22 protein-coding genes and 1 pseudogene are annotated in these 25,278 nt (G+C 70.1%); 6 read left to right on the forward strand and 17 right to left on the reverse strand.

Annotated features, from left to right (window positions below; all coding sequences use genetic code 11):
- Window positions 1-1,456: 1,456 nt before the first annotated feature.
- Window positions 1,457-4,864: an RHS repeat-associated core domain-containing protein gene (locus VFE05_12600; protein ID HET6230904.1), complete on the reverse strand. Its 3,408-nt coding sequence runs from the start codon at window positions 4,862-4,864 to the stop codon at window positions 1,457-1,459.
- Window positions 4,865-5,574: 710 nt separating this feature from the next.
- On the opposite strand from VFE05_12600, the gene VFE05_12605 reads away from it, so the two are divergent.
- Window positions 5,575-5,799: a hypothetical protein gene (locus VFE05_12605; GenBank protein HET6230905.1), complete on the forward strand. Its 225-nt coding sequence runs from the start codon at window positions 5,575-5,577 to the stop codon at window positions 5,797-5,799.
- 498 nt (window positions 5,800-6,297) lie between these two features.
- Here VFE05_12605 and VFE05_12610 read toward each other — a convergent pair whose 3' ends face one another.
- From VFE05_12610 to VFE05_12670, 13 genes are all read right to left on the reverse strand, one after another.
- Entirely contained in the window at window positions 6,298-6,816 is a 519-nt protein-coding gene (locus tag VFE05_12610; GenBank protein HET6230906.1) for an IS630 family transposase, read from the reverse strand.
- A gap of 41 nt (window positions 6,817-6,857) precedes the next feature.
- Window positions 6,858-7,346 (reverse strand): helix-turn-helix domain-containing protein, encoded by a 489-nt coding sequence (locus VFE05_12615; protein HET6230907.1) that lies wholly within the window; start codon window positions 7,344-7,346, stop codon window positions 6,858-6,860.
- A gap of 172 nt (window positions 7,347-7,518) precedes the next feature.
- Window positions 7,519-9,123 carry a secretin N-terminal domain-containing protein gene (locus tag VFE05_12620; GenBank protein HET6230908.1) on the reverse strand — a complete coding sequence of 535 codons (1,605 nt, stop codon included), beginning with the start codon at window positions 9,121-9,123 and terminating at the stop codon, window positions 7,519-7,521.
- Window positions 9,124-9,170: 47 nt separating this feature from the next.
- The gene (locus VFE05_12625; protein HET6230909.1) at window positions 9,171-9,725 is read right to left on the reverse strand and encodes a hypothetical protein; all 555 of its coding nucleotides are present in this window, start codon (window positions 9,723-9,725) and stop codon (window positions 9,171-9,173) included.
- On the reverse strand, window positions 9,722-10,381 hold the full coding sequence (gspM, locus tag VFE05_12630) for a type II secretion system protein GspM (protein ID HET6230910.1): 660 nt from the start codon (window positions 10,379-10,381) through the stop codon (window positions 9,722-9,724). The genes VFE05_12625 and gspM overlap by 4 nt, the downstream gene beginning before the upstream one ends.
- The gene (locus VFE05_12635; protein HET6230911.1) at window positions 10,378-11,868 is read right to left on the reverse strand and encodes a PilN domain-containing protein; all 1,491 of its coding nucleotides are present in this window, start codon (window positions 11,866-11,868) and stop codon (window positions 10,378-10,380) included. Before VFE05_12635 ends, gspM begins: the two co-directional genes overlap by 4 nt.
- Window positions 11,868-12,851 (reverse strand): hypothetical protein, encoded by a 984-nt coding sequence (locus VFE05_12640; GenBank protein HET6230912.1) that lies wholly within the window; start codon window positions 12,849-12,851, stop codon window positions 11,868-11,870. The genes VFE05_12635 and VFE05_12640 overlap by 1 nt, the downstream gene beginning before the upstream one ends.
- Before the next feature lies 1 nt (window position 12,852).
- On the reverse strand, window positions 12,853-13,587 hold the full coding sequence (locus VFE05_12645) for a prepilin-type N-terminal cleavage/methylation domain-containing protein (protein HET6230913.1): 735 nt from the start codon (window positions 13,585-13,587) through the stop codon (window positions 12,853-12,855).
- A 2-nt stretch (window positions 13,588-13,589) separates the two neighbouring features.
- On the reverse strand, window positions 13,590-13,988 hold the full coding sequence (locus VFE05_12650) for a prepilin-type N-terminal cleavage/methylation domain-containing protein (GenBank protein HET6230914.1): 399 nt from the start codon (window positions 13,986-13,988) through the stop codon (window positions 13,590-13,592).
- Window positions 13,975-14,538: a prepilin-type N-terminal cleavage/methylation domain-containing protein gene (locus VFE05_12655; protein ID HET6230915.1), complete on the reverse strand. Its 564-nt coding sequence runs from the start codon at window positions 14,536-14,538 to the stop codon at window positions 13,975-13,977. Before VFE05_12655 ends, VFE05_12650 begins: the two co-directional genes overlap by 14 nt.
- Window positions 14,528-15,733, reverse strand: a complete 1,206-nt coding sequence (locus VFE05_12660; protein ID HET6230916.1) for a type II secretion system F family protein — start codon at window positions 15,731-15,733, stop codon at window positions 14,528-14,530. Before VFE05_12660 ends, VFE05_12655 begins: the two co-directional genes overlap by 11 nt.
- 1 nt (window position 15,734) lies before the next feature.
- Window positions 15,735-16,169 (reverse strand): type II secretion system major pseudopilin GspG, encoded by a 435-nt coding sequence (gene gspG / locus VFE05_12665; protein HET6230917.1) that lies wholly within the window; start codon window positions 16,167-16,169, stop codon window positions 15,735-15,737.
- 31 nt (window positions 16,170-16,200) lie between these two features.
- Entirely contained in the window at window positions 16,201-17,676 is a 1,476-nt protein-coding gene (locus tag VFE05_12670) for a GspE/PulE family protein (GenBank protein HET6230918.1), read from the reverse strand.
- A 364-nt stretch (window positions 17,677-18,040) separates the two neighbouring features.
- Here VFE05_12670 and VFE05_12675 point away from each other — a divergent pair, with 364 nt between their 5' ends.
- Both VFE05_12675 and VFE05_12680 read left to right on the forward strand, forming a co-directional pair.
- Window positions 18,041-18,598, forward strand: coding sequence for a hypothetical protein (locus VFE05_12675; protein ID HET6230919.1), 558 nt, complete (start codon window positions 18,041-18,043; stop codon window positions 18,596-18,598).
- A 552-nt stretch (window positions 18,599-19,150) separates the two neighbouring features.
- Complete coding sequence (locus VFE05_12680) at window positions 19,151-19,414, forward strand: hypothetical protein (GenBank protein HET6230920.1); 264 nt, start codon at window positions 19,151-19,153, stop codon at window positions 19,412-19,414.
- A gap of 195 nt (window positions 19,415-19,609) precedes the next feature.
- On the opposite strand, the gene VFE05_12685 is transcribed toward VFE05_12680, so the two are convergent.
- The gene (locus tag VFE05_12685; GenBank protein HET6230921.1) at window positions 19,610-19,822 is read right to left on the reverse strand and encodes a hypothetical protein; all 213 of its coding nucleotides are present in this window, start codon (window positions 19,820-19,822) and stop codon (window positions 19,610-19,612) included.
- Between the two features lie 78 nt (window positions 19,823-19,900).
- Window positions 19,901-20,776: a hypothetical protein gene (locus VFE05_12690; GenBank protein HET6230922.1), complete on the reverse strand. Its 876-nt coding sequence runs from the start codon at window positions 20,774-20,776 to the stop codon at window positions 19,901-19,903.
- 798 nt (window positions 20,777-21,574) lie between these two features.
- On the opposite strand from VFE05_12690, the gene VFE05_12695 reads away from it, so the two are divergent.
- Together VFE05_12695 and VFE05_12700 are read left to right on the forward strand one after the other, a co-directional pair.
- Window positions 21,575-21,799, forward strand: coding sequence for a hypothetical protein (locus VFE05_12695; protein HET6230923.1), 225 nt, complete (start codon window positions 21,575-21,577; stop codon window positions 21,797-21,799).
- Window positions 21,800-21,865: 66 nt separating this feature from the next.
- A pseudogene (locus VFE05_12700) lies at window positions 21,866-22,965 on the forward strand (IS630 family transposase).
- A 293-nt stretch (window positions 22,966-23,258) separates the two neighbouring features.
- Here the strand turns inward: VFE05_12700 and VFE05_12705 are convergent.
- On the reverse strand, window positions 23,259-23,852 hold the full coding sequence (locus VFE05_12705; GenBank protein HET6230924.1) for a hypothetical protein: 594 nt from the start codon (window positions 23,850-23,852) through the stop codon (window positions 23,259-23,261).
- A gap of 457 nt (window positions 23,853-24,309) precedes the next feature.
- On the opposite strand from VFE05_12705, the gene VFE05_12710 reads away from it, so the two are divergent.
- Window positions 24,310-25,278, forward strand: coding sequence for a lantibiotic dehydratase C-terminal domain-containing protein (locus VFE05_12710; protein HET6230925.1), 969 nt, complete (start codon window positions 24,310-24,312; stop codon window positions 25,276-25,278).

Here is a 25,278-nt window from a genome sequence, read left to right on the forward strand (position 1 = left end):
GACGGCTTCTACGTGCGCTATTACCCGGCGGCGTACTACTCCACGCACGTGCAGATCTGGGTGCCGCAGGGCAGCCCCGCCGTGGGCCGCGAGTTCGACCCGTCCACGATGGTGGCGACCCCGGCCAACACCGCCAAGCAGCGCCTGGTGCAGTCCGCTCGGCCGCGGACGAGTTGAAGCCGAACAGGTCGAGGGGATGACGAACGGCGCGCCTCGAGAGATCGGGGCGCGCCGTTCTTGCCCTCACCCGGCTCGTAAAACTCGCCTGCCCTGAAAAGAAAGTGATCTTCGCGAATTCGCCGAAGTGGCGATGTAGCAACACTTTCATCCGCTAGGGTGAGCGAAGCTCGTGGACGACTCATCCGCAAGCGGGGGAAGGCACGGCTTCCACCTAGGCGGCGGGTTCCAGGCTCTTCGGCGGGCCTCCTTGCCACCGCACTGCTGGCGACTCGCGCTGCGCGCTGCGGGGGCAGGGACGAGCGGCATTGCTTCGGTCTTCAGGTGCCGACACACCTCCGGCACCGTGCGATCCGAGGTCAGAAGCGCCTCCCCTTCCCGGAGCACCCCACGATCTGTGTTGCGCTCTGCTGCGTCTTCTTCATCCGGAAGTCTCCTCACCTCAAAGGCTCTGGGTAGACTCCAATTCTACCTGGTCCAGTTTCCGGGGGGGGGGCAGGCCACTTCTGGAAGGAGCGTCCGTGCGGTTGGCGCCGCGGAGGTTAGGCCGTCCCGACCTTTGACGCTCCCGTCATGTGCAGATCTACGTCGTCCACCCTCGTCTCGCCGGTTGCGCGACAAGCCACCAGTATGCTGTTGCGCCGATAAATCCAGAAATCAGAATCGCGGCACCCCACAATCCTTTTCGCCTGCCGGTGTAGTGCCGCCCCCAATGGAACAGGGCCAGCAACCAAGTGGGAAACACAGATATTGCCGTTGATGGCCATGAAGATATTAAAGCCAACCACAACACCGGAGTGTTCCCGGAGCGCATCGCGGAGTGTTCCATTCATTAGGAGGAGCATCCGACCCGATGCCCAAACAGGCCAGAACACTCGTAAACCGTCCGAAACGAATCATCGACAGCGCATCCCAGGGTTAACACTTGGTTTTGCGAATCCGGCAGATGTCACCGCGAATCCGGCTAGGGATCCTACGGAATCCGCCGAACAGCAGTTGCGTCGGCAGGAGCCGGATTGGTTATCTGCCGTGGGCCAGCGGTGAAGATGTCCTTCACCTAAGCGACCGCAGCGGGCGTGTGGAGTTCGATAGCTGGGGTGATCAGGACCGCAGCAAGCTTGGCACGTGAGATCCCAGTTCTGCGAGTTCCTTCACTGTGACTCCGCTCAACTGCATGCGGGGTTTCGCCCTTGGGGAGTGCACCATTTGTCGAGCATGTAGCCATGCAGATCACATTTGACACCACCTTGCACCCCGAGTGGTCCTCGTACCCCGGCCTCTACTGATAGCTGCATCGGCGTTCAAATAGCTCACCGTAGGGATCTGCGTGGTTTACTTCGATTCCGACTGTCGGCCCCACCTGTGCGTTCATATACACGCCTACGCCCCCGACTGTGATCTCTTCACCTACGCGTACACCAACTTCTAGCTTAAATGTTAGAAGATCTGCAACGGAACATCCTGTCCAATGATCCGCTTCAGTACAGAGCCCATACGGATCAGAATAGCTGACGGGATCCCCGTCCGCGAACCCATACGCATTGAGTCCACCCGCGATGCCCATTGGATCGGGCTGGGTGAAGGTGCCGGAGACGGGGTTGTAGTAGCGGTTGCGCATGTACTTCAACCCGCTGCCGTCGACCTTCTCGTCGGTGAGGCTGCCGAACCAGATCTGCTTGTCCACCGTCTCGGTAGCGGCGTGGTACGGGTCCAGGCTGGAGCCGGGCCAGATCGTCTTGCCGCAGAGATAGGCCGTCTGCACGCAGGGCACCCGCATCCCGGTCGCCGTCGTGGCACCCTCGAAGCTTCCGTTCCAGGCGGCGTAGGGCACGACCGGGTAGGGGCCGTTCCAGGCGTCCAGTCCGAAGCTCGCACTCACGGCGGGCGTGTAGCCCATCCGTGTGATCTCGAGCGGCTGGTCGATGCCCCCGCCGTGCGTGTATGCCACTCGGCCGTACTGCGCACCCTGCGCGTTGTCATCCTCCAGGTCGGAATCGGACACGTTGCCGCCCGGCGCGCGAACCTCATAGAGGATCTGGTCGCCGTTCCACACGAAGCGGGTGATCGTGCTCGCGCAACTGGTACTCGTGCACGCCTTGTCTCGCCGGGTCCGAGCCAGCACTCTGCGTCCCAGCGCATCGTACCGGTACCACTCGAACGCGCCCGACGTGCCGTTGTTCAGCGCATACGAAGCTGTGCAGGCGAACCGGTTGGGACCGCTGCCGGACACCTCCTTCACATCACACGACTGCCGGTCGGTCATCCGCAGCTTCTCGTCGCCTCCGTAGAAGCTGCGCGTGTGGTCAATCATGCTCATCATGTTCTGCTGCGCGTGCACCTCCTCCTGGTTGCCCGCCGCATCGTACCGGAACGACTGCATGGTTCCGGCGCCGGAGCCGTAATAGCTGGTCGCTGGGTGTGATCCCGTCATGCGGCCAGACGCCCCGTCGTATTCGTAGTCGGTCGGCGTGCTGTCGCCCACGTGCTGCTCTTGAAGACGGAGCCCCAGCGCGTTTACCACGTACCGGGTCGGCCCCAGATCGGCCGGGCTCATCGGGTGGTAGGCGGTGCTGGTGGTCGTCCGCAGGCTTCCCAGCAGCGAGTAGGTGTTGCTCGTAGTGTTGTTGCCGTCGATGTCGAGCGCCTTCCCACGCTCGTCGTAGGTCCAGGAGACGCGGTCGATGTCGTGCGGGACGCTCCCAACGGTCCCATTCCAGTTCCACGCGGCGTCATAGCGCTCCGCCAGCCGGCTGTCCGCGTCGTAGCGGAGCTTCTCGTATCGATTACCCGGATACGAGATGCTGTCGGTGCGCCCTTCCGCATCGTAGAAGAACCCGTATTGGGTTCCGAGGACGCCCGTGACCTGGGACAGGGCGCCGCTGCCCGGCTCGTACGCGTACTGCTCCAGGTCGTAGAGCTGCGAGGTGGTGCCGTTACGTGGCGCGATGGTTGACGGGTGCCGCAGCGTTACGGGGCGGCCGTCCAAGTCGTACGTGTGGGCGATCGCATAGACGTGCTGGTCGAACTCGCCCGCCGCGCCGGTCACGGTCCAAGTGCGGATGTGCAGCGTATCCGTTTTCAGCTGGCCGTTCGGATAGTAGGTGCGCCGTACCTGCGCGTCCCGGTTGTCGGCCGCGACCATCGCGCCGGTCAGCGGATCGTAGCGGAACTCGGCCGTGTCACCCGGAATAGTCACGGGGCTCGCCATTATCGCCGGATTCGGGAATGTAGCGGTGTAGAACGCCTGATTCGTGCTCGCCTCCGAGAGCACGAACGACGTCGCGGCATACGTCTTCGCAGGAACGATGCGCCGGGTGGGGCGGTCCAGCGCGTCGTACGCGATACGCACGGTGGCCCGCGGGTCGGTCTGCGCGGTGTCATTGCCGGCGAGGTCGAATGCAGACGTGAGCGTCGTGCCATCCTCGCGCACCTCCTGCCATGCGCGGCCGGCGGGGTCGCGCGTCCAGGAGTTCGTGAGCTTACGGGTCGGAGCCGTGCTGCTCCAGCGCGAGATGGTGGTGGTCAGGCCACCGGGGTCGCGCACGGTACGCACGTGGAGGTTGCCTTCGGTCGCATCCCCGGAGGTGATTGTGAGCGTGTCCTGATCGGCTGCGTCATACCAGGCGTGCGCGAGCAGCCGATGTGTGGCGTCGTTGCCCGGGGCGTCGACCAAGGTGTCTCGCCCGAAGCCGTCTTCAAAGGTCTCCGTGTAGAACCCGAGGGGTGAGGTTACGCGTTTCACGTTGCCCAGCACCGCGTCGTACGTCACGGTCGTGGCAGGCTCACTGCGGTTGATGGCGGCCTGGCTCCGAACGCTCGTGACGCGGCCTTCCCCGTCGTACGAGAAGTAGACACGGGTCGAGTCCCCTCGCCCGTCCTGCTGCCACGCCCGGTTACCCGCCGCATCGAATGCGCTGACGGTGCTGTCCCCCTCAGGATTGACCACGCGTGTGGGGAAGTCCAGCCAGTTAGAGTCGCCGTACTCGTAGCGGGTAGTTGCGTTGCGTCCGTCCCCGTACGGATTAAGCCGCGTGACGCTGCGCACGTTTCCGCGCTCATCGTGCTCCGATACCTGGGTGTAGCCGTTCGACCCCACGACCCTGGTCACCAACCCCGGAAACCGCGGATCGCCGCGCACCACCACCGCCGTCGCGTCCCCACGGGCGTTGACGATCTTGCGCGGCCCGCCCCAGCGGTCCAGCCAGAAGCGGTTGTAGATGGTGCTGTCCACGCGCGGCCCGCCCATCAGCGTGTACGTGTCGGTGGTCCACGCGGGCGCGCCCGGCGGCTGGTTCGCAGCGGGAGCCAGCCCACGCGTCTCCTGCGCCTGGAAGCCCAGCACGATGTCCGAGCCCTGCCCCTGCATCTCCAGGCGCGAGTTCGCCAGCTTCCCGCCCGCGTCGTACCCGTAGCGCGAGACGGTACCCCGCGCGTCCGTCTGCGTTGCCACACGGCGCGGGGCGGTGACGACGGTATCGAACGTCATCACCTCCGTCGTCGCGTCCGGGTCGGTGAACTGCGTCAGCCGGCCCGTGCCGTCCACGCTCATCGTGACGCTGCGCTGGGCCGTGCCTGCCGTCAGCGTCGCCACGCTCAGCTTGCCTGCGTTCGCGTACGTGAAGCCGTACTGATAGTTGCTGACGCCGTAGAGGTGGATCGTGTTCAGCCGCCGCGTGGTGGTGTCCACGTCGAAGACCGTGCGGTGGCCGAAGCGGTCCTCGCTCGCCCGCTGTGCTCCCCCGGCGTCGTACCACAGCTTCGCCTTCCCCGGCAGCCTCCCGTACGTAGATGCCGTAGGCCTGCGTGGGCGCGTACTGCCGGATCGTGTCGCCGCGCGAGACAACGTCGCCGTACCACACGTATGAGGCGGAGCTCGCCGGGTTGTAGACCTGCGTGCTGCCGTCGCCGCCCACCCACAGCAGGCGGTTGTTCGAGACGGGGATCACTTGCTCGAAGCCCGCCAGCCACCAGCCGGCCCCGAAGGGCGAGGCCGAGCGGTTGACCACCGCCATCTCGCCCGATGCCGTGTAGCTCGCTACCACCGTGCTGCCCGAGTACGCGGTGACCTGCAGCGTGTACGGGTAGAGGCCGGTGGGCTGCGTAATGTCCCAGTCCCAGCCGATGGTGATGCGCCGCGACACGTTCGCACCCCAGCCGGTCCAGCTCCCGGTGTGGGACTGTGACTGCCCGGCGACCGCCACCGTGGCATCCACCCGGTCGGCTGCGGCGGGCAGCGTCACGTAGGCGCCCACCAGCGGGTGCGGCTGCGCGTGCTGGCTGTTGTACAGAAGCACGGGAGTGCGTGCCTTGCTGCGGATGCGCACCGACGGCAGCGCGTGCGCCAGGCGCAGATCCCCGCACTCGTACGCACCGCCCGAGACGGCGATCGTCAGGCACATGCCGCGCATCTGCGTCGCCGATGCCTGCGCGGGCTCCAGCGACAGGCCCGGCTTCGTGCAGTCCCACACCTGCATGGGGCTGCCCGGCACGCCGCGGTCGCCGAAGCGCGCCGTGTACTCGCTGCTCGCGGTCAGCGCGTTCATCACCCCTGACCAGTCGCTGCCCACAGGTGCCGAGCTCCACTCCGTGCCTACCGGCTCGCGCGCCATGAGGTGCAGGTAGAGCTGCTTCGTCACGTCCGCGTTCGTGCGCCCGTTGATGAAGCGCGTCTGGTACTCCACGGAGTAGACGGCCTGCTGGACGATGTAGCGCATGCTCCGCCCGCTGTCGGCCGGGGCATGCCAGAACGCCACCTCGCCCGGTGTCGCCTCGCGCTCCAGCACCTGGCGGTACACGCCCTGAACGGCCTCCGCGCGGGTTGGGCTGCACTGGGCGGCAGCGGTGGTGACGTGGGCCAGGAGGAGGGCGACGACGGAAATGACGAGCTTCCACGGGAAGTGGGGCCGCGGGACGGAACGAGGCATGAACGAAGGACTTTCGACTGGAAAGGTTGAGGGACAGCAACTACGCACGGGAGAGATCGGACCCGGTGACGAAGCGGCGGAACTGAATGGGGTTCAGGCGGAGCTTGAGGTGGGAAACGTATGGAGTGGAGCAGGCGACCGCAACCGCCACCCGACGTCGCGTCGCAGACATATCATATCATACCAGATACATGATTTAACTATGCATTCCTAAGAGACGGGGGTAACCGTAGTTTGTGAGTGAGGCGAGCGTCTGGGCGGAATAGTCCTGAAGGATTTTACCGGTGGCGCTGGCGAGCGCATCAAGGCTGGCCGAGAGCTTGTCTCCGAGACGGCGGCGGAGATCGAGCCAGACGCGCTCAGCAGGGTTGAGTTCGGGCGAGTAGGGTGGTAGCCGCGCGAGGAGGATGTTATCCGGGATGAGGAGCGCCGTTGCTACGTGTGCGGGCGCTCCGTCGAGAACCAGAATGTTCAGGGTATCCGGAAAGGCGAGCGAGAACTCGTTGAGAAAAGCTTGAAAGCAGATGGTGTCGAGGGCGGGCAACTCCAGGAAGAAGGAATCACCCGAAGCCGGCTCGACCGCACCGTAGAACCAGAGGTACTCGTAGCGCGGAAGCATGAGCTGGATCGGCTTGACGCCTGGGGCCGTGATGCGGCGGCCCGTCCCCGACTCATGAAGCCCGATGCGTGTCTCGTCCTCGAAGAAGCAGCGCACCGGCAGGGGTGAGAAGGCAACTGCCAGATCGACGAGCCGCTTCAGCCACCCGAGGAAGGCGGCGGCGGCGATGGCGTTTTTTTTACATGCTGCGGTCTGGCCCTCTTCAGCTTGCTCCCCAGCCGGAAACGTACCAGGCCGTAGACCGTCGTATAGGGGATCTCGAGGCCGAACTCCTGTTCGAGCCATTGCCGGACCTGCTTGTAGCTACAGAAGCCCTCGCCCTGAAGCTGCTCCTCGAGGGCTTTCAGCACCGCCGGCGCGAGTACCTTCTGCCCTGGCTTGGCACCCGGCGCCCTGATGTCCAGCAGGGCATCCAACCCGCCGGTTTCGTAGGCTGAGAGCCACTCCCCGACCGTGTTGCGATGAACACCGAGGTGCTTGGCCGCGGCACCCCGGCTCCGGACCTGGCCCGAGCAGATGAGGACGAGCAGGTGAACCCGCCTCTTCCGCTTCGCATCCTTCGTCTTCGCCAGCCGCTCCTCGAGGGTCTCCAGCGGCTCATGGATCTCCGGCATGACTCGGCGCATGGGCTCCTCCCATTGAGGTTAACCCAAGTTACTCGTCAATGCACGAACAAAACAAGAATCTGGTATCAGAAGAAACAGCTTGCTCGGACGGCTGGACTCGTCCCGACGAAAACATGCTCCCGCCGGGATCCTTCATACCGGGGGGAGCATGGCGGGTGCGCCCCGCGTTCGCTCAGCGCGGAGCCGGCATCGGCTGGACGGGGACGGAGCGGCCGGTGATGGGATCGTACTTCTCCAGCACCTTGCCCACGTCGCGCGAGCCTTCCTGCACGGCGCGGGCGGCCTCGTCCACGTCGTCGTCGGTGCGCAGGACGTGGGGGGTAAGCAGCAGGAACAGCTCGGTGTTCGCGGTGGTGTTGCGGGTGGAGCGGAAGAGCCCGCCGAGCAACGGGATGTCCTTCAGCCCGGGGATGCCGGAGCGGGTGGTGGTGTGCTCCTGGCCCATCAGGCCGCCGATGACCGTCGTGTGCCGGTCCTGTACCAGCAGCACGGTCTCCGCCTCGCGCGTGCTGATGATGGGCGCACCGAACTGGCTCTCGGCAGTCGCCGTGCTCACCTCCTGGAGCAGCGTGAGGGTGACGAAGCCGTCCTGGTTGATGGTGGGGCGGATGGTGAGCTGCGTGCCCACGTCGCGGTACTGCACCACCTCGTCGCGCGCGCCCCCGTCGGTGGGCAGCGAGCGCGAGATCTGCACGAATGGGCGCTGGTCGCCCACCAGGATGCGCGCCTGCTGGTTGTTCTGGGCGATGATGATGGGGCGGGAAACGATGGTGGCCTGGCCGGACGAGGCGAGCGCGTGGATGATCACCGTCGCGTCCACGCCGCCCACGTTCATCAGGTTGACGAGGATGTTCCCCGGCGTGTTGTCGGTGATGTGCCCGCCGATGGTGGTGCCGGTGCGCGGCTCCCGCTGGTTCGGGACGTTCACGTCCAACCCGAGCGACAGGTTCTTGTCGCGTCGGACCTCCACGATCAAAACCTCGATCATCACCTGCAGCGGCCGCTCGTCGAGCAGCTGCACCGCCTGGGCGATGGTCTGGTAGTCCGATGTGCTGCTGCGGATGAGCAGCGAGTTGGTGAGCGCGTCGGGCACGATCTGGACGTTGCCGCGCACCTGGCCGGAGAGCACCGTCACGTTCGGCTGCGGCGCGGACGCGGCCGAGGCGATGGTGGGGTTCGCGGGGTCGGTCACCGGCGGCACGCGCTGGGACCGCAGCTCGCGAGAGAGGGACGAGGCCGCGTCGCCGAACACGCCGCTGCTGGGCTGGCGCTGCCCCAACCCGAACAGCTCGCGGAGCGTGCCGGCGACCGCGTCGGCCTGGGCGTGGCGCAGACGGAGGACGAAGAGCTGTGCATCTCCCGACTGCGCAGCAGCGCCGCCGCTGAACGTGGGCTGCGGCGTCATCGGCTGCGGAGCTGGCGGCGGGATCGCCTCGATGCGGGTGAGCGAGCCGTCCTGCACCATGCGGAGGCCGTTCGAGCGCACCACGTTGTCCAGGAATCCGCGTACCTCGGCCCGCGACCGCGGCGTACTGCTGCGGATGGTGACCGGGGTGGACGGCAGGCTGCCGTACGTCACGTTGACGCCCGCCAGCTCGGCCAGCGCGGTGACGACCACACGCAGGTCGGTGTCGCGGAAGTCGACGGTGTAGCCGGCGGCGGTGGTGCGCACGCCGGGCGACGGCTGCTGCTGCGCGCCCAGCCGCGGGGCGGCGCCGAGCGTGAAGGCGAGCAGGGCGACGGCGACGGGCGCGCGCGTGACGTGGAGCTTCCGCATCGGGTACCTTCGGGTATGTGCGTCGCGCGACGGGCGCGAGGGATGTATCACGGGTGCGCAGGGTCGAGACGGACGGTGGTGACGCCGCCGGCGCCGCGGAACCGGGCGACGCCGCGGGAGACGGCGAGCAGCTTCTGCCCCGCGAACTCCTCGCCGACGTGCATCAGCCGCGTGGCACCGTTGATCTCCACCGCGAGCAGGACGCCGCCCGCGCCGTCCGTCGCCATGCCGTGCAGGCGGATGGCGGCCATGAGAGCCGGCGGCGGCGGGGGAGGGGGAGGCATGGAGCCGGCCGGCGGGGCGGACGCGGCGCGCAGCACCTCTCCCGGCGTGCGATAGCGCCCGGAGGCGCGCGCGCGGTCGCTGCGGAACGGATCGCGCGCCACCGACGCAAGGACGAGGCGGTCCAGCTCCTCGGCGTCGGAGCGCGCCTCCACTTCGGCGTCGGCGGACGCGGAGGCAGGCGCAGGCGCAGCGGACGGGGTGCCCGAGAGCGGTGCTGCCGTGGCGCCAGCGGCCATCACGGCCCAGGCGCAGGACATGGCGAGGACGGCGAGCGAGGCCCAGTTGTGCCACGTCCAGCCGCGGAAGCTCCCGATCATCGCGGGGCCTCCGCCGAGTCGGCCTGCGCCGCATCTCCCGAGTCGTCCAGCACGAACCCGGTGACCGTGAAGCGGAACGTGACGGTGACCGGGCCGGCGGCGACCGGGACCACGCCGCCGGGGCCCACGGCGGCCGGATAGCCGGAGGCGGGCGCCTCCTGCGAGCGGAGGTCCAGGTCGGTCACGTGGAAGAGCGTGGGCCCGCTCTCCAGGTCCGCGAGCAGTGTCAGGAAACCCTCGTAGTCGCTCTCGCCTTCCACGCGCAGGGGGATCGCGAGCAGGCCGCGTCCGGCCGGTCGCGGCGGGAGCGCCTCGACGCGGGTGAGCGCGGCGGGGGCGATGGTGGCGGACTCGTCCACGCGGCGGGAGAGCGCGGCCTGCGTCTCGGCCAGGGGGCCGCCCTTCATCAGGCGTGGAACGGTAGCGAGCAGCCGGGCGCCAGCGTGGTCGAACGCCCCCCGGTAGCCGCGTGCCTCCGCCAGGAGCCGGCGCTCGCGGGCGAGCAGGCCCTGCTCGCGGTCCAGCGTGGCCCGCGCGTCGGCCATCCGGTCCAGGTATGGCACGACCGCGAGGCGGAAGAGCAGCATCACCGCCAGCGCGGCGGCGCCCCAGCCGATGGCACGCCGGTCCTGCTCGCGCATCTCCGCCCACCTCACGGCCGGCCTCCGAACGCTGCGGGGGATGCGGAGCGGGACGAGGACGGGTCGCGCGTGGCAGATGCGCGGCCGGCCGGGACCGCGTATGACGGAAGCAGCGCCGGGGCCCCGAAGCGGAGCGAGAAGCGCTCGCGCTCGCCCGCGGCGGTCTCCTCGCGCTGGACCGAGGAGGCGAACCGGACGCCGCGCAGGCCGTCCGCGCGCCCGAGTGCGATCACCACGCCCGAGGCGCTGCTCGCGGTGCCCTCCACCGCCACCTCGGCGCCGTCGGTGCGCAGCGACTGGAGGCTGGCCTGGCGCGGCAGCGCGTCGGAGAGCGTGGCGAAGAACGGCACCCAGCGCGGGCGCGCGGCCTCCAGGCTGTCCAGCGCGGCGAGCCGCTGCTGCACGGAGTCGATCTCGGCGCGGGTGCGGAGCACGGCGGTCACGGCGGGGCGGAGGGTTGCGCGCTGCCGCTCGATCCGCGCGACCTCGTCCTCGAGGCGCTGGAGCCGCATCCACGCGCCGAACGCGCACGCGGCGGCGGAGAGACCGAGCAGCACCGCCGTCCTCCGCAGCGCAGCTCGCCGCGCGGGGAGGCGATGCGCGTCCGGCCGCAGGTCGTGCGAGCGCGCGGAGGCCAGGGTCGCGCCGAACGCCGCCATCTCCTCCGCGGTTTCGAAGCCGGGAACGCGCCGCGCATCCTCCCATCCGGCGACCGCCGCGGCCCGCGCCTCTTCATCCGCCGTGGCGCCGGCGAGGAAGATGGAGGCCGCTCCCGCATTTGCCGATCGCGCCAGACTCGCCAGGTGGGCGGATCGCGCATCTCCCGTCCCGTAGTCCTCGTTGTTCCATGCGAGCGGGAGCGACCGGGCGAGGTGGACGCGACCATCCTCCAGCACCAGGCCGTCCGTGGAGTGGTCGTGGAAGAGGACGAGCAGGTGCCCGCCCTTCCGCAGCTCGGGCGCGAGGGCGAGCGCGGCGGCAGCCGCGGCGGCGTGGGACGGAGAGATGGAGGCGACCGTGAGCCCCGCTTCCGCCGCGGCCGCGACGATCGTCTCCACCAGCGCGGCGGAGGCGACGGAGACGAGGGCGCTGGGCTCGTCCGCGTCGGCCGTGTGGGACGGGAGAGGGGCGACGTATGCGGCGACGGGGCCGGGCGCGAGCGGGAACCAGCGGTCGGCGCCGCGCTCCACCATCAGCCGCAGCCCGGCCGGGCGCAGCGGCGGCAGGCGCAGCGCCTTGGCGAGCGCGAGGGGCCGCAGGAGCGTGACGTGGACCTCCGCGCGCGGGCCGGCGACGTCCGCGATCTCGTGGAAGGCAGCCGCGAGCGCATCTCCCCAGCCATCTGCTTCCGGCGCGGGCAGTGCCACCGACAGCCCGCGCCACGGCCGGCCGCGCGCGGCCTCGCACGCCAGCAGCCCGCCGGGGCCGATGGCGACACCCACGCGCGTTCCCGCCCACCGTTCGCGGCCCTGCGGCCGTTCCTCCATCCCGCTCTCTGTCATCACTCCTCGAAGATCCTCACGACCTGCACCTCCATGCCCGAGCGGGCGACCCGCGCGCGGACGGTCCGCGTGAACGGCAGGCCGCTCACCGCGCCCGTGGACACCACCTCCAGCAGGTTCGAGTCGAACGCCGCGCGCGACGAGAACTCCGCCATGGCAGCCTGGAGCGTCGTGCGCGAGCGGACGGAAAGCTGCGACTGGAGCTCGAAGACGTCGCGCACCGGCCGGCCACCCGCGCGCCGGCCCAGCAGCAGCGCGATGCTCTCGCCGTCCAGCCCCGGAAGGCTGCGCAGCACGGGCTCCGGCGCGGTGTTCACGTTCACGCGCACCGAGGCCGCGACCGTCAGGTACGGCGCGGCGCGGGCGAACAGGCGCTCCATTCCGCGCACCTGCCGCAGCTCGGCGACGGACTGGAACGGCGCGTTGCGGGGATGCACGGGCACGGGCTGATGCCGGTACCAGTCGTCCCACTCGGCCCCTTGCCCGCGGTGCAGCTCGTCCGCGTCGCGCCAGTCGAGCACCGACTGCGCGGCCACGTCTGCTTCGCGGAAGCCCGCGCCGAGCGCCAGGAAGAGGCGGCGGAGGTCGTCGTCCCCCGCGTCGTTCACCGAGAGGCGCGAGGCGACGTCCTCCACCGCCACGCCGTAACGGACGCCGGGCGCGAGCGGCACGCTGGCCAGGTCCGCACGAAGCCCTTCGTCCGCCAGCATCATGGTCGCCACGCCGTCGCCGGCACGGGCCGCGGGCTGGCGGCCAATCATCGCGTCCAGGCGCGAGATGGCGTGCTGCACGCCCGCGGCGGCGGCGGCGCGGGCGCGGACGTCGCCCGCGGCGTTGGCGGCCTGGCGGTACTCGGTGCGTGCCCGGAGCGCGCGGTCGAGAAGGAAGGCGGTGACCAGCACCACCATCAGCGCCACGAGCAGCAGGGCGAAGCCGTCTTCCCCCAGCGTGACGGCAGGGCTGGGAGATGCGCGGCGCTCCACGTCAGGAGCCCGAGAGCACGACGACCACCGGCTCCTGCAGGAGAGGCGGGACGCCAGCGCCACGGATGCGGAGCTCCACCGCGTCCGGGACGCCGGCGGCGGAGAGGAAGCTGGTGACCCACCGCACGTCCCCGCCCGCGCTGATGCGGTAGCGGACGTCCAGCCCTTCCGCGGCGGGCTCCAGCACCTCCACCCGCTGCGCCGCGCCGGGAGATGCGGAGCGGTCGCCGGCCTCCGGCGACGTGGGCGCTCCCTCATCTACCGAGGCGACCAGCCCGGCGCCGGGCTCCACCCGCAGGTCCACCGTGGCGGGCGCGCCGCGCGGCCACGCCGACGTCGTGGTGTGGAAGCGCAGCCTGTCCGAGCCCCGCTGCCCCTCTCCGCGGCTGCCCTCGAAGCTCATCCCCATGGTGAGCGGCTCCACGTACGCGCCCCGCAGCCAGCCCGCGATCTCGCGCCGCACGGCGGCGGCGTGGGCGGCCTGCTCCCGGCGGGCGGCGGCGCGAGCCTCCATTGCGCCCAGCTCGCCCAGCCCGCGGTGCAGGAGAAGCGCGACGATGCCAGCCAGCGTCAGCGACACGAGCACCTCCATCAGCGTGAACCCGCCGCGGCCCCGGACGACACCGGTTGACGAGGGAAACGCAGCGCAGTCCAAGCGGACGCCGGCACGCGAATCGGCAGACGGAATCCACCGTCTCGCCAACCACGCATCGCCTTGCGGGGCCATCGGTCGCATCGTCACGGGCCGATGCGGAGCGGGATGGTGCGCCGCGGGACGACGCGCGTGTCGGCGGCCACGCTTCCATCGCGCCACAGAACCTGAACGTGGACGTCGAACAGGTCCTCCTCGCCGGGGACCGGACGCGCGGCGATGCGCCACGAGTAACGGTCCAGCGGAGCGTCGAAATGCCCGTCCGCCGTGTCGGCCCAGAGCGCGAACTGCTCGGGCGGCGCCAGGTCCGTGCGCGCTATGAGCTCGTCGGCGAGCGAGGACGCTTCCTGGACCGAGGCGGCGCGGCGGCTGGCGCGGACGTCCGCCGCGGCCACGCCCAGCGCGGCGGCCACGAGCATCCCGGCGAGCGCGAGCGCCACCACGGCCTCGATGAGCGTGAAGCCCCGGCGGTCAGCGGCGCGCAACGTCCACCCTCCCCGTCCAGGCGTCCACGCGGATCTCGCCCGCCCGCCCATCTCCCGATTCCCACGCCAGCACCGCGGGCGCCGCACCGCCCAGCGGGTCGAAGCGCGCAACGAGCACCGCCCGGCCGTCGGCCGAACGGAACCGCGCGGCAGACCAGTCCGCGACCGCACCCTCCATCAGCAGCGAGTCGTCCGCCTCGGCCGTGCGGCGCGTCGTCTCACTGAAGCGGCCAGTCTCCAGATCGATCCTCAGCGCGACTTCCGACCCGCTCTGCGTCGCTTTGCCGCGCGCCTGGCCGAGCAGGCGCACGACGTCGTCCACTGCCCGGTCGGCGCCCGACTTCGGCCGCGGCAGCGCGGGCACGGCGACGGCGAGCGCGATACCCATCACCACGAGCACGACGGCCAGCTCGATGAGCGTGAAGCCAGGCGGGCGATGCGGGGCATCCGTTGACCACGCTGCCGACGCCCTGGCGAGAGGCCGTGCATCTCCCGAACGAGGTAAACCCGAGAGGATCGGCTGATGCGTGGCCCGCACGTCAGAAGCCATCTGCGTGGATGCCGTAGATGGCCTGCAGGAGCGAGAGCGCGACGCCGCCCACGAGCAGGCCGAAGAGCAGGATCAGCGCGGGCTCCAGCAGGGCGACGAACCGACCCAGCCGGCGCTCCAGCTCCGCCTCCATCTGCGTGGCGGCGCGGAGGAGCAGCGAGTCCAGCTCGCCCGTCTCCTCGCCCACCTGCACGAGGCGGGTGAAGACGTGGGGAAAGCCCCGCCCCCGCGCCATCGCGGCCGAGAGCGGCTCGCCGCGGCGCACGGCGGACTGGGCGGCGCGGAGGTCGGCGGCCACGGCCTCGTCCCGCGTGGAGCTCACGGCCACGTCGAGGGCCTGGAGCAGCGGGACGCCGCCCGCGGTGAGCGTGCCGAGCGTCCGCGCCACCTGGGCGGACGCGTACCGGGCCCGCAGCGCGCCCACGAGCGGCAGGCGCAGCAGCCACGCGTCCGACCTCTCCCGCCAGGCACCCGGCCGCCGCACCGTGCGCCACGCCGCCACGCACGCCACGATCGACGTGACGAGCACGGGCCAGAAGCGCGTGAACAGCCGTGACGCGCCGATCAGGATCGCCGTCGACGCGGGCAGGTCCGCGCCCGCATCCGCCAGCAGGTCCACGAACTTGGGCAGCACGTACGCGAGCAGCACCACGACGGCGACGGTGCCGACGCTCGCGAGCAGCAACGGGTAGGTAAGCGCGGAGACGACGCGGGAGCGCAGGGCGCCCTCGCGCTCCATCTGCTCGGCCAGGCGCGCCATCGCCTCGGCCAGGTGGCCGCCGCGCTCGGCCGCGCCCAGCAGCCCCGCCGCGACCTCGGGAAAGAGCGTGCCCTGCGCCGCCACTGCTTCCGCGATCCGGCCGCCGCCGCGCACCGCGCGCCGCACCTCGTCCAGTGCCTTCACCACGTCCGGCCGCCCGGCGCCGCGCGCGGCGACATCCAGGGCGCGCTCCAGCGGCAGGCCGGCGTCCAGCAGCGCGGCCAGCGTGGCGACCGCCTCCGTCACGTCGGCCCGGCGCGAGACCCAGCCGCCGCCACGCTCCCGGGCCTGGCCGCTCGCGGCGGGCTGCACCTTCAGCGAGTACAGGCCGCGCCGCGAGAGCGAGCGCTCCAGCGCGCCCTCGCTGGCAGCGTCCTCGGTCCCGCGCACCGTCTGCCCGGTGCGCGTGGCCGCCTCGTAGCTGAAGGTGGGCACCTTACTTCCAGCTCTGCACGTCGGCGTCCTCGCCCTCGCCGCCGGGCCGCCCGTCGCGGCCCAGGCTCACCACCTCGTATCCCCCATCGCTCTCCGTCCCCGGGCTGCGATACACGTACGGGTTGCCCCAGGGGTCGTTCGGCACGTCCTTGCGCAGGTACGGGCCGCGCCAGTCGCGCGGGCGCGGCTCGCCCGTGGGCGCGGTGCGCAGGGCGGCCAGCCCCTGCTCGGTGGTGGGATAGACGTCGTTGTCCAGCCGGTACGCGTCGAGCGCGGCGCCCAGCATCTCCACCTGCGACTTGGCCGTCGTCACCTTCGAGGCGCCGACGTGCCGGAACACGTTGGGCGCCACGAGCGCGGCCAGGGCGCCCAGGATGATGATGACCACCATGATCTCGATGAGCGTGAAGCCCGCCCGGCGGTTTCGCTGTTCCATGACGCGTGCTGGATGATGAGGGGAGATGCGGTCACGCCTGCGCGACCCGCAGCACTTCTTCGGGGGTGGTGACGCCGGCGGCCACCTGCCGCCAGCCGTCGTCGCGCAGCGGCCGCATGCCGCCTTCCACGGCGGCGCGGCGGATAGACCCCGCGCCCTGGCGGCGCAGCAGCTCGGAGCGCACCGCATCGTCCACGCGAAGCAGCTCGTAGATGCCCGTGCGGCCGCGGTAGCCGGAGCCGCGGCAGAGCGCGCAGCCCCGCCCGCGGCGGATGCGCGACGCGGGGAAGCCGGCCGCCGCCATCTCCGCCGCGGCCCAGGCGGGCGGCGCCACCTCTTCCGCGCACTCCGGGCAGACGGTGCGCACCAGGCGCTGGGCGAGCACCCCATCCACCGTGCTGGCCACCAGGTACGGCTCCACGCTCAGGTCCACGAGGCGGATCAGCGCGCCAGGGGCGTCGTTGGTGTGCAGGGTGGAGAGGACGAGGTGGCCGGTGAGCGCGGCCTGCACGCAGATCTCCGCCGTCTCGGCGTCGCGCATCTCGCCCACCAGGATCACGTCCGGGTCCTGGCGCAGGATGGACCGCAGCGCGACGGCGAACGTCACGCCCGCCTTGCGGTTCACGGGCACCTGGGCGACGCCGGCCAGCGCGTACTCGACCGGGTCCTCCACCGTGACCACCTTCTCGCGGCCCGTGCGGATCATCTCCAGCGCGGCGTACAGCGTGGTCGTCTTCCCGCTGCCCGTGGGCCCCGTGGCGAGGATGACCCCGTGCGGGCGCGCCAGCAGCTCGTCGAACTGCTTTCGCGTCGCCGCGTCCATCCCCAGGTGGGAGAGGTCGTGCTGGCGTCCGCCCTCGTTCTCCAGCAGGCGCAGCACCATGCTCTCGCCGTGCAGCGTGGGCAGCGTGCTGAGGCGCACGTCCACCGCGCGGCCCTCCACACGGAGGCGGACGCGGCCGTCCTGCGGACGTCTCCGCTCCGCCACGTCCATCTCACCCATCACCTTGAGCCGGCCGATCACGGCGGACGCCAGCGCCGGGGGCGGCGACGGCGCGGCGACCAGCACGCCGTCCACGCGGTAGCGGACCTCCAGCCCGCCGCGGCCCGTCTCCAGGTGCACGTCGCTGGCGCGCGCCTCCAGCGCCTCGCGCAGGATCAGGTTGACCAGGCGGATGACCGGTGCCTCCTGGATCCGCGCCGCCAAGTCTCCCTCCCCGGCATCGTCTCCCGCGCCGTCGCCCGGCTCGCCGAGCGAGGCGATCAGGTCCGCGGCCGTCTCGTCCGCGCCTTGCTCCAGCCGGGCGAGCGCGTTCGCCAGCTCCTCCGCCGGGATGCGCTCCACCGTGGGCTCGGCACCAAACGCCCAGCGCAGGTCGTCCATCACCTGCGGGTCCGGCTCCCCCGCCGCCAGCACGCGCACGCACCCCGCCTCGACGATGGGGATGACGCCCCACTCGACCATGTAGGCAGTGGGCAGGGGAGGGTGCGACGATGCGGACGACACGAAGGTTCGGGAGGCGAGGAGATGGGGACGCCAGTCCGGCGCGCTGCCAGACGGACGCTGCGAAGTGGACGGCGGTCGCACGGGGAGACCTTCCGCCTGCGGCTCGCACGGCGTGAGGAAAGACCGCCAAAGGTATCCAAAGCCGCCGCGGGTGGCAATCGCCGCCCACGCCCACGGCCGCGGTGCTACGCCATGGTACCGCAGCGTGTTAGCACCGCGTGAACGGCCTTGCCCACCCCACCCGCGCGAGGACGGCGCCTGCGCGCCGCGGGCTCCCGGAAAACGCGTGGCGCGGGTATTTTCCGACCGACGCCACCGCATTCCTGCCGGCGGGCTGCTCCCCCCGATCACTGGTCCCACGCGCATGAGAAGAATCCTGGCCGCCCTGCTCCCCCTCGTCCTCTCCGCCTGCGTGCCTCGATACCGCGTGGCGGAGTGGCGCGACGACTTCGAGCAGACGGAGACCCGGCAGATGCGCGCCAACGTCCTGGCGGGCGAAGGCACCGGTCACGACTGGCTGGCGCTGGATGCCGAGTCCTCCCGGACCCGCGGCGACACGGCGCGATACGCGCTGGTGGTCGACTACCGCACCAGCGGCCACCCGCTTCGCGTGCCGGCCGGGGAGACGCTCGTGTTGCTGGTGGACAGCCAGCGCGTGGCCCTCCGCGGCGCCGGAAGCTCCGGGCACCGCGCCCGGTCGGGCGTGCGCGGCGACCGCGAGCAGGCGCGGTACCCCGTGTTCCGCACCCTCCTGGAGCGCATCGCCGCCGCGCGGATCGTGCGGGTGCGGCTCGCGGGCCAGCGCTACTACGTCGAGCGTTCCTTCTCCACTCTCAACCTGCGCCACCTGCGCGAGTTCCTTGCGCCGCCGGCGCCCAAGCCGCCGCGCACCCCCACGCAGGCGACCACCCCGCAGGCGTGAAGGCGTGCCCCCCGGGGAGCCGGGTCAAGTAGGATTAGAGTCCACCGAAACCATTACGGTGAGGGGCCCTGCATCGACTCACGGTGCAGGGCCTTCGTCGTTTTTGCTTCGGATCGATACACCGCGTGCTACATCGTCTCTCTACAGTCCGGCTCTTGGTGCAACCTGCACACAGTGCCGACCCTCTTCAGTAACTCGCGCACAGTCGATCTTCGGGGCACCATACTGCGTCGCCCGAGGACGACATTCAAACGCGCCGGGAATGCCATCACTCGGCAAGGGTTTGCAGTGGTGACGCTTGCACGTGAAAAGCTACGGAAGATGCGGAACCCTGGCGCTGGCGTCTGCCTGCCTGCTGCTCGCCGCGTGCAGCGACGCCACGGCGCCCGCGGCGGACGACGGGCTCCCGGCAGGCCTGGAAGCCTGCGTGTACCCGCCGTGGAGGTCGCCAGCCAGACGGCATCTGCGGCGCAGGTGGAGCTGTACCTGAAACGGGGTGCCGTCGGCGCTGTCCATCTCCAGCTACCAGGGCGAGCTGACGTATGACCGGCGGTGCTGACGCTGGACCACACCGACCTGCCCGCGGGCATCATCGCTCCACCAACGAGGTCTCGGCCGGGCACGTGCGCTTCGCCGGGCCGTCGCTGGGTGTGGGCTGGGCGACGTGCCGGCCTCACCCTGCGGTTCACGCTACGCGGCGCCATCGGCCAGCAGTCGTTCGGCGTGAAGGTGGAGGAGCTGGCGGGGCGCGACTTCGCCGACCTCACCGCGCAGGTGGCCGGGCGTGTGCCGTTCTTCCACGCCACAGGTCGTTGACGCTCTCCGACCGGACGCGCTCCCGCGCACCGCCGTCCGCTCTCGCAGGCCACGTTCCCAACATACGGACCTACATGCGCGCAACGAAGCTCGTACTTCCGCTCGCCACACTCTGTCTCGCCCTCGCTGCGCCGTTCATCGCGGCGGCCCAGGAAGCCCGTCCGAGCGTGGACGTCACGGCCGTCACGGGATCCCTTATCGCTCGCGCATCTTCCGCTGGATGAACTCCACGTAGCTCGGCCCGCCGGGGTCCTCATGCCCCAGGCCCGCTCCCGATGCTTCCGTCTCGTTGGGCTCGGCGCGAGAAGCCTCGCCGGAGTGTGGAGTGGGTGCGTGCTCCGGATCGGATTCCGGCACGGGCTCGTCCGCAAGCCCTTCGCCATCGTCGGTGACGGTTCGCTGGTGCATGTAAGTCCCCCTGTGAAAGGTCCGGCGCTGCACGGTGGCGAGCCGTGCATCGGGCGTGCCCGGCCCGGCGCCGAGCGCCTACGGTTGGTCCTGGCACATCTTGTGGATAATCCCGCGCAGCCGCTCCGCACGCTCCTTGGACGCGTTGTCAGCGAGGTTCGCATCGGCGTGGTGGTCGCCCGCGAGCCGCACCAGCACCTGGTTGGGGTACCCGGGCTGGGCCTTCTGAGCCTCGAGCCGCGCTGGCTTGCTGAGCGTGTCGATCCAGGCGCGGAGGCTACCGTGGCTCTGGTCGAAGAAGCCGATGGACACGAACTCCGGCTCGCTGCCGGAGAAGAAGGTCTCCTGGGACCACTCGCCGGTGCCAGTCCGCCAGCTCAGGTAGCCGCCCGGAAGCACCTGGCGCGGCGCCTCGATGTGTCCCATGAAGTCGTAGCGCGCGGCCGCGTTCCCGGCCTGCTGGGGCGGTTCGAAGAAGCGCGGGTGGTAGAAGTCGGAGACGCGCACGCCGTTGACCGTGTATCCCAGCGTCGGTGCCTCGCACGGGTCGCACACCTCCAGAAGGAACTCGACGCGGCCCGGCTTGGACGAATCGGGCGAGTCGCCTGCGACCAGCCGGTTGCCGAACGGGTCCGCCAGCATCTCCAGCGCCTCGTGGCTGGCGGTGACGGTCCAGTCGGAGGTCACCTCCACCAGCGCGTACGGCTGGTTCTGGTCGTCCAGGTGCACCCCGAGGCCGCCGGGGCACACGTCTCCGACGATGATGGGCCAGTATCCGATCGGCACGTCCTCGAGCCGGGTGAAGGCGTCTACGGTCGCGGTGACGCCCCACACGGGGCCGAAGTCGCGGGTGGCCTGCTTCTGGAGCGCGGCTGCCACCCGCGTTAGGTCCGACGGCGAGATGGCGTTCGTACCCTCGGTCACCAACGCAATGTTGCGCAGCAGATTGGACATGGTGGGGGTCCTTTCCGGAGCCTTCGTCCGCCGGCGGCGGGGCGGGTTGAGGCGGTTGCAGGTTGGGAAGGCGCCGCCGCGGCAGGTGCGCCTGCGCGTCCGCCGGCGTGTGCCTCCTCCATTGAGGGGCGGCGGGTCCGGAATTCTCCACGTACTCCGCTCCGCCGACTTGGGTGGACGCGGAAAGACCCCGTCCCTGACTCATCATCAGGCGCGGGGTCTTTCCAATGCAGAATAGCGCCGGTTTCGGACTCTCGCCGGACGCCGGCGTTCTATTCCGTCTGCTTTGCCCTTCCGCACGTCCCGCTTCCCGCCGGCGTTCGCCCACAGCGCGCGCTGGACCATCAAGGGTGTCCAGCAGGCGCCGAGCAGGGCCGCGCGGTCGCGGAGCGCGGATGCGTACCGTGCGAAGTACGCGGGCGTGAACGCCACGTCGCGAGGCCGGGCACCTGCGCCGCCACCAGCTCGTCGAAAAAGGGGTAGACGTGCGGGCACATATGCGGCTGCCGATGCCGTCGCCGGGCCGAGGCGGCCAGCTTGGCGAGCGTGGGATCGGGAGCGCAGGGTCGGACACGATGGCGAGGTCGGTGGTGCTGGGGGTTCTGCCAGCAGCTCGCCCGGCCCGTCGTCCGAACTCTATCCGTCTCACCGAGGGCGGGAGAGGATTGGCGCGATGGGGACAAATGTTTACAGAACCCTTGTCGTACTCTTTTTCAGCCTTATTTTTACCACTCCCACCTCATCCCCGCCGGCCCAGTTTGCTCAGCCGGCGGCACACATCCGCAGGAGATCAACCCAATGCAGAAGTTGAAGCTCGAGCTGGACGCGCTCGCCGTGGAGTCGTTCATGACCGGTGACGCGACCGGCGGCGACGGCACGGTGCTCGGGCAGATCCAGGCCGAGAAGCCCACCACCAGCATGAACGACCAGATGACGTGCGGCCAGAACTCGTGTGCGGGGGTGAGCTGCTACACCTGCAGCATCTGCATGTCGTTCGATTACATGTGCATCAACCCGGACTAGTGGGGCACCACGCGTGATTTGATGTGTATTGCGGGGCTTTCGAAATAGAAGACCGGGAGCCGAGCGATGCGAAAGCTGTACGTGGTGAAGTTGACGGAGTCCGAGCGTGGCGATCTGCATCGGCTGACACGCCGTGGCAAGGCAGGTGCGCGACAGATCAAGCGGGCGCTGGTGCTTCTGCGGGCCGACGAAGGTGCCACGGACGAGCAGATCGCCGCCGGAGTTGGCGTGGGCAGCGCAACGGTGGAGCGCATCCGCAAGCGGTTCGTCACCGAAGGGCTGGAGGAAGCGGTGACGGAGAAGCCTCGCCCGCCACTTCCGCCGAAGCTGGATGGGAAGGGGGAGGCGCTGCTGCTGGCACTGGCTTGCAGCGACGTGCCGGAGGGACATGCGCGCTGGAGCATGCAGATGCTGGCAGATCGTCTGGTCGCGTTGGGAGCCGTCGACGCCATCTCGGACGAGACGGTGCGGCGGAGTCTCAAAAAAGCAAGACGAAGCCGTGGCAGCGCCAGCAGTGGCTGATCCCGGAGATCACGCCGGAGTTCATCTGGCGCATGGAGGACGTGCTCGACCTCTACGCCGAGGAGAGCGATCCAGAGCGCCCTCGAGTCTGCTTCGACGAGATGCCGCTGCAACTGGTCTCCGAAGTCCGCACCCCTCTGCCGGCGCGCCCCGGGCAGCCCGAAAGGTACGACTACGAATACCGACGCGAAGGCACCTGCAACCTCTTCGTCTTCTTCAGCCCCGACATCGCCTGGCGAGAGGTCAAGGTCACCGACCGGCGCACTGGGGTCGACTTCGCCGAATGCATGCGGGACCTGGTGGACGTGCACTTCCCCAAGGCCGAGACAATCCGGGTGGTGCTCGACAACCTGAATACGCACACACCGGCCTCACTCTACCAGGCGTTCTCGCCTGGGGAGGCGCGGCGAATTGTGAAGCGGCTGGAGTTCCACTACACCCCCAAACACGCGAGCTGGCTGAACATGGCTGAGATCGAGTTCTCCGTGCTGGGAGGCCAGTGTCTGGACCGTCGCCTGCCGACCCAACACAAGGTCCGCGTCGAGACGGCTGCGTGGTGCCGGGCACGCAACGAGAGCCGGGCCACCATTCGTTGGCAATTCACGACCGCCAACGCCAGAGAGAGGTTCTCGTCCCGATATCCATCGCCTCGGCCGTGGCGAGCCACTAGGCGCGTGTCGCCGCCCTGGACGGCAACCCCGCGCTGTAGGCAACGCCTCGGACCGAGCTACGAAAGCACCTCCGCGGCTTCGGGCGCGGAGGTGCTTTTGTTTTACGGTTGCCTCCGTTCGGTGGCGGGCGGCGGAAGCGATTGTGGTGCACGCCCCGTTAGACGGCAGATGCAGCATGACCTCTGCTTCGTTAATGGACGTCGACGGGCATCGATTCTCCTCTGTCGATCGTCCCCGCACGGGCCAGCCTAAGCTTGGTCGTTCCGCTAGCGCACTCCGCGCTTACCGCCGGCGTGCGCCCACAGCGCGCGCTCGACCATCACGGGCGTCCAGTGGTTTCCGAGCAGGTCTGCGCGGGCGCGCAGCGCGGCGGCGTAGCGCGCGTAGTACGCGGGGGTGAACGCGACGTCGCCGAGGCCGGGCACCTGCGCCGCCACCAGCTCGTCGAAGAACGGGTAGGCGTGGGGGGCGTATGCGGCCGCGACCGCGGACGCCGTCGCCGGGCCCACGCCGGCCAGCTTCGCGAGCGTGGCGATGGGGCGCGCCGGGTCGGGGACGGCGGCGAGGGCTGCCGTGCTCGCGTCCACCACGGCCCCGGGCGGGTTGCCGCGGACGAGCGCCAGGTTTCGCGCCCGCCACACTCCGCGCGCCATCTTCCACTCCGTCAGCCGGACCAGCTCCGCGTGCGTGACGTGCGCCGGCTCGCGGGCCGCGATCGCGCCCGGCAGCTCGCCGCGATACCACGCATCCAGCTCCGGCAGCGGCTTCACGCCCTGCGCATCGACCACAGCGGCATACGCATCCAGCGCCGTCCGCCACGCTTTCGGCGCGTCGCTCGTCCAAAGGTCATCCATCGTCATCAGGGGGTCGGAGGAAGTGTCGCCGGCTCGTCGGCTGCCGGGGCGCACCGGTCGTGCCCGCACGCTGGCGGTGGCGTGTGGGGGAACGGCTACGCCGCCGGAAAGACGGGCTCGGGATCGAGCCACCTGTAGCCGCAAGGAGTTGCACATATTGGCGCAGAAATGGCTTCCGACATATCTCTACAACCGCGCCTAATGGGCCCTCGGTCGCTGGACCGAGTGGCGACTCTATCGGATAGAGCCGGGCTTCGGGCACGAGCGCCCGGCTGGCGAGGTTAAACAAACCGAAAACGGTACACGGCAAAGACCTACGCACTGGACGGGGAGTGGCACCCAGCCTGCATACCTTTAGACGACAGAAAACACAGAAACAGGTGGATGGTCATCCGGCTTGCGCTCTCTCCGCGCGGCTCCCGGCTCCTCTGCCGTCTCTCTCGAACGCATACCTGGGCACCCGATGCACAGCCCCGACCCCACCGTCACGGCGAACATCTACAGCGCACGCCACCTGGACGAGATCGTCCGCGGCGTGGTCGTGCCGCTCCGGCATGGCCTGGCCGAGCGGGGCATGGCGGACCGGTGGTCGCTCTGGACCATGCGCTACCTGCGCCGCGGTCCGCATCTCAAGCTGAGGCTGCACGGGCCCGAGCAGGAGGCGGGCGCCGTCCGCGAGCTCTTGGAGGAAGCGGCGGAGGCCCACTTCGCCTCGCTGTCGCCGGAGGGCGACGGCCCCATGAAGCACTCCAAGGCACCCGCCGGCGCGGTGGACCTGGAGGACGAGGGCGAAGGCGAGCGCCCGGACCGCACGCTGCTGTGGACGACGTACCGCCGCAGCGCCGTCTCGTTCGGCCCAGACACCCAGCTGTTGGCGGACGACCGCTACGTCTCCCTCTTCACCGCCTGCCTGGCTGCCGCGGGCGAGATCGCCGTCACCGCCATCGAGCCGGAGATCTCCGAGGCGGGGCGGCTCAAGGCCCTGCGCGGCGGCCTGGCTGCCGGCGTCTCCGGCCTGCCTCTGACAGAAACCGAGCGCGACCTCTACCTCGAGTACCACCGCGACTGGCTGCTCCGCTGGATGATGCCCCACGCCGAGCGCGACGCCGAGATGCTGGCGAAGTTCGACCTGCGGGCGGACGCGAGCGGCGCCGCGGCGGCGGAGATCCGGCGCATCGCGAGCGAGGGCCCGGCGGTCGGCGCCTTCGCCCGATGGCGCGACGCGCTGGCGGAGCTGGCGGCGTACGTCGCCCGGTTCCGCGGCGACCCCGCGCACCACGTGGACCCCTTCACGGCCGACCCCGTCTTCCCCGCCCTGTTCAAGGTCTTCCACTCGCTCGCCAACCAGCTCGGCGTGGACATGCTGAACGAGTCCATGCTGCACCACATCGTGCTGCGCGCGCTGGCCGGCGCCGCGGTGGCGGGAGCGTAG

It is taken from the genome of Longimicrobiaceae bacterium (assembly GCA_035696245.1).
Taxonomy (GTDB): Bacteria; Gemmatimonadota; Gemmatimonadetes; order Longimicrobiales; family Longimicrobiaceae; genus DASRQW01.

What these genes read in the sequence shown, in the direction of transcription:
- VFE05_12605 (HET6230905.1), top strand. Translation starts at nt 5,575, where the DNA reads ATGCCGCGCATCTGCGTCGCCGATGCCTGCGCGGGCTCCAGCGACAGG.
- VFE05_12625 (HET6230909.1), bottom strand. Translation starts at nt 9,725, where the DNA reads ATGATCGGGAGCTTCCGCGGCTGGACGTGGCACAACTGGGCCTCGCTC.
- VFE05_12675 (HET6230919.1), top strand. Translation starts at nt 18,041, where the DNA reads ATGAGAAGAATCCTGGCCGCCCTGCTCCCCCTCGTCCTCTCCGCCTGC.
- VFE05_12685 (HET6230921.1), bottom strand. Translation starts at nt 19,822, where the DNA reads ATGCACCAGCGAACCGTCACCGACGATGGCGAAGGGCTTGCGGACGAG.
- VFE05_12615 (HET6230907.1), bottom strand. Translation starts at nt 7,346, where the DNA reads ATGCGCCGAGTCATGCCGGAGATCCATGAGCCGCTGGAGACCCTCGAG.
- VFE05_12705 (HET6230924.1), bottom strand. Translation starts at nt 23,852, where the DNA reads ATGACGATGGATGACCTTTGGACGAGCGACGCGCCGAAAGCGTGGCGG.
- VFE05_12645 (HET6230913.1), bottom strand. Translation starts at nt 13,587, where the DNA reads ATGCGACCGATGGCCCCGCAAGGCGATGCGTGGTTGGCGAGACGGTGG.
- VFE05_12620 (HET6230908.1), bottom strand. Translation starts at nt 9,123, where the DNA reads ATGCGGAAGCTCCACGTCACGCGCGCGCCCGTCGCCGTCGCCCTGCTC.
- VFE05_12635 (HET6230911.1), bottom strand. Translation starts at nt 11,868, where the DNA reads ATGACAGAGAGCGGGATGGAGGAACGGCCGCAGGGCCGCGAACGGTGG.
- gspG (HET6230917.1), bottom strand. Translation starts at nt 16,169, where the DNA reads ATGGAACAGCGAAACCGCCGGGCGGGCTTCACGCTCATCGAGATCATG.
- VFE05_12695 (HET6230923.1), top strand. Translation starts at nt 21,575, where the DNA reads ATGCAGAAGTTGAAGCTCGAGCTGGACGCGCTCGCCGTGGAGTCGTTC.
- VFE05_12690 (HET6230922.1), bottom strand. Translation starts at nt 20,776, where the DNA reads ATGTCCAATCTGCTGCGCAACATTGCGTTGGTGACCGAGGGTACGAAC.
- VFE05_12710 (HET6230925.1), top strand. Translation starts at nt 24,310, where the DNA reads ATGCACAGCCCCGACCCCACCGTCACGGCGAACATCTACAGCGCACGC.
- VFE05_12655 (HET6230915.1), bottom strand. Translation starts at nt 14,538, where the DNA reads ATGGCTTCTGACGTGCGGGCCACGCATCAGCCGATCCTCTCGGGTTTA.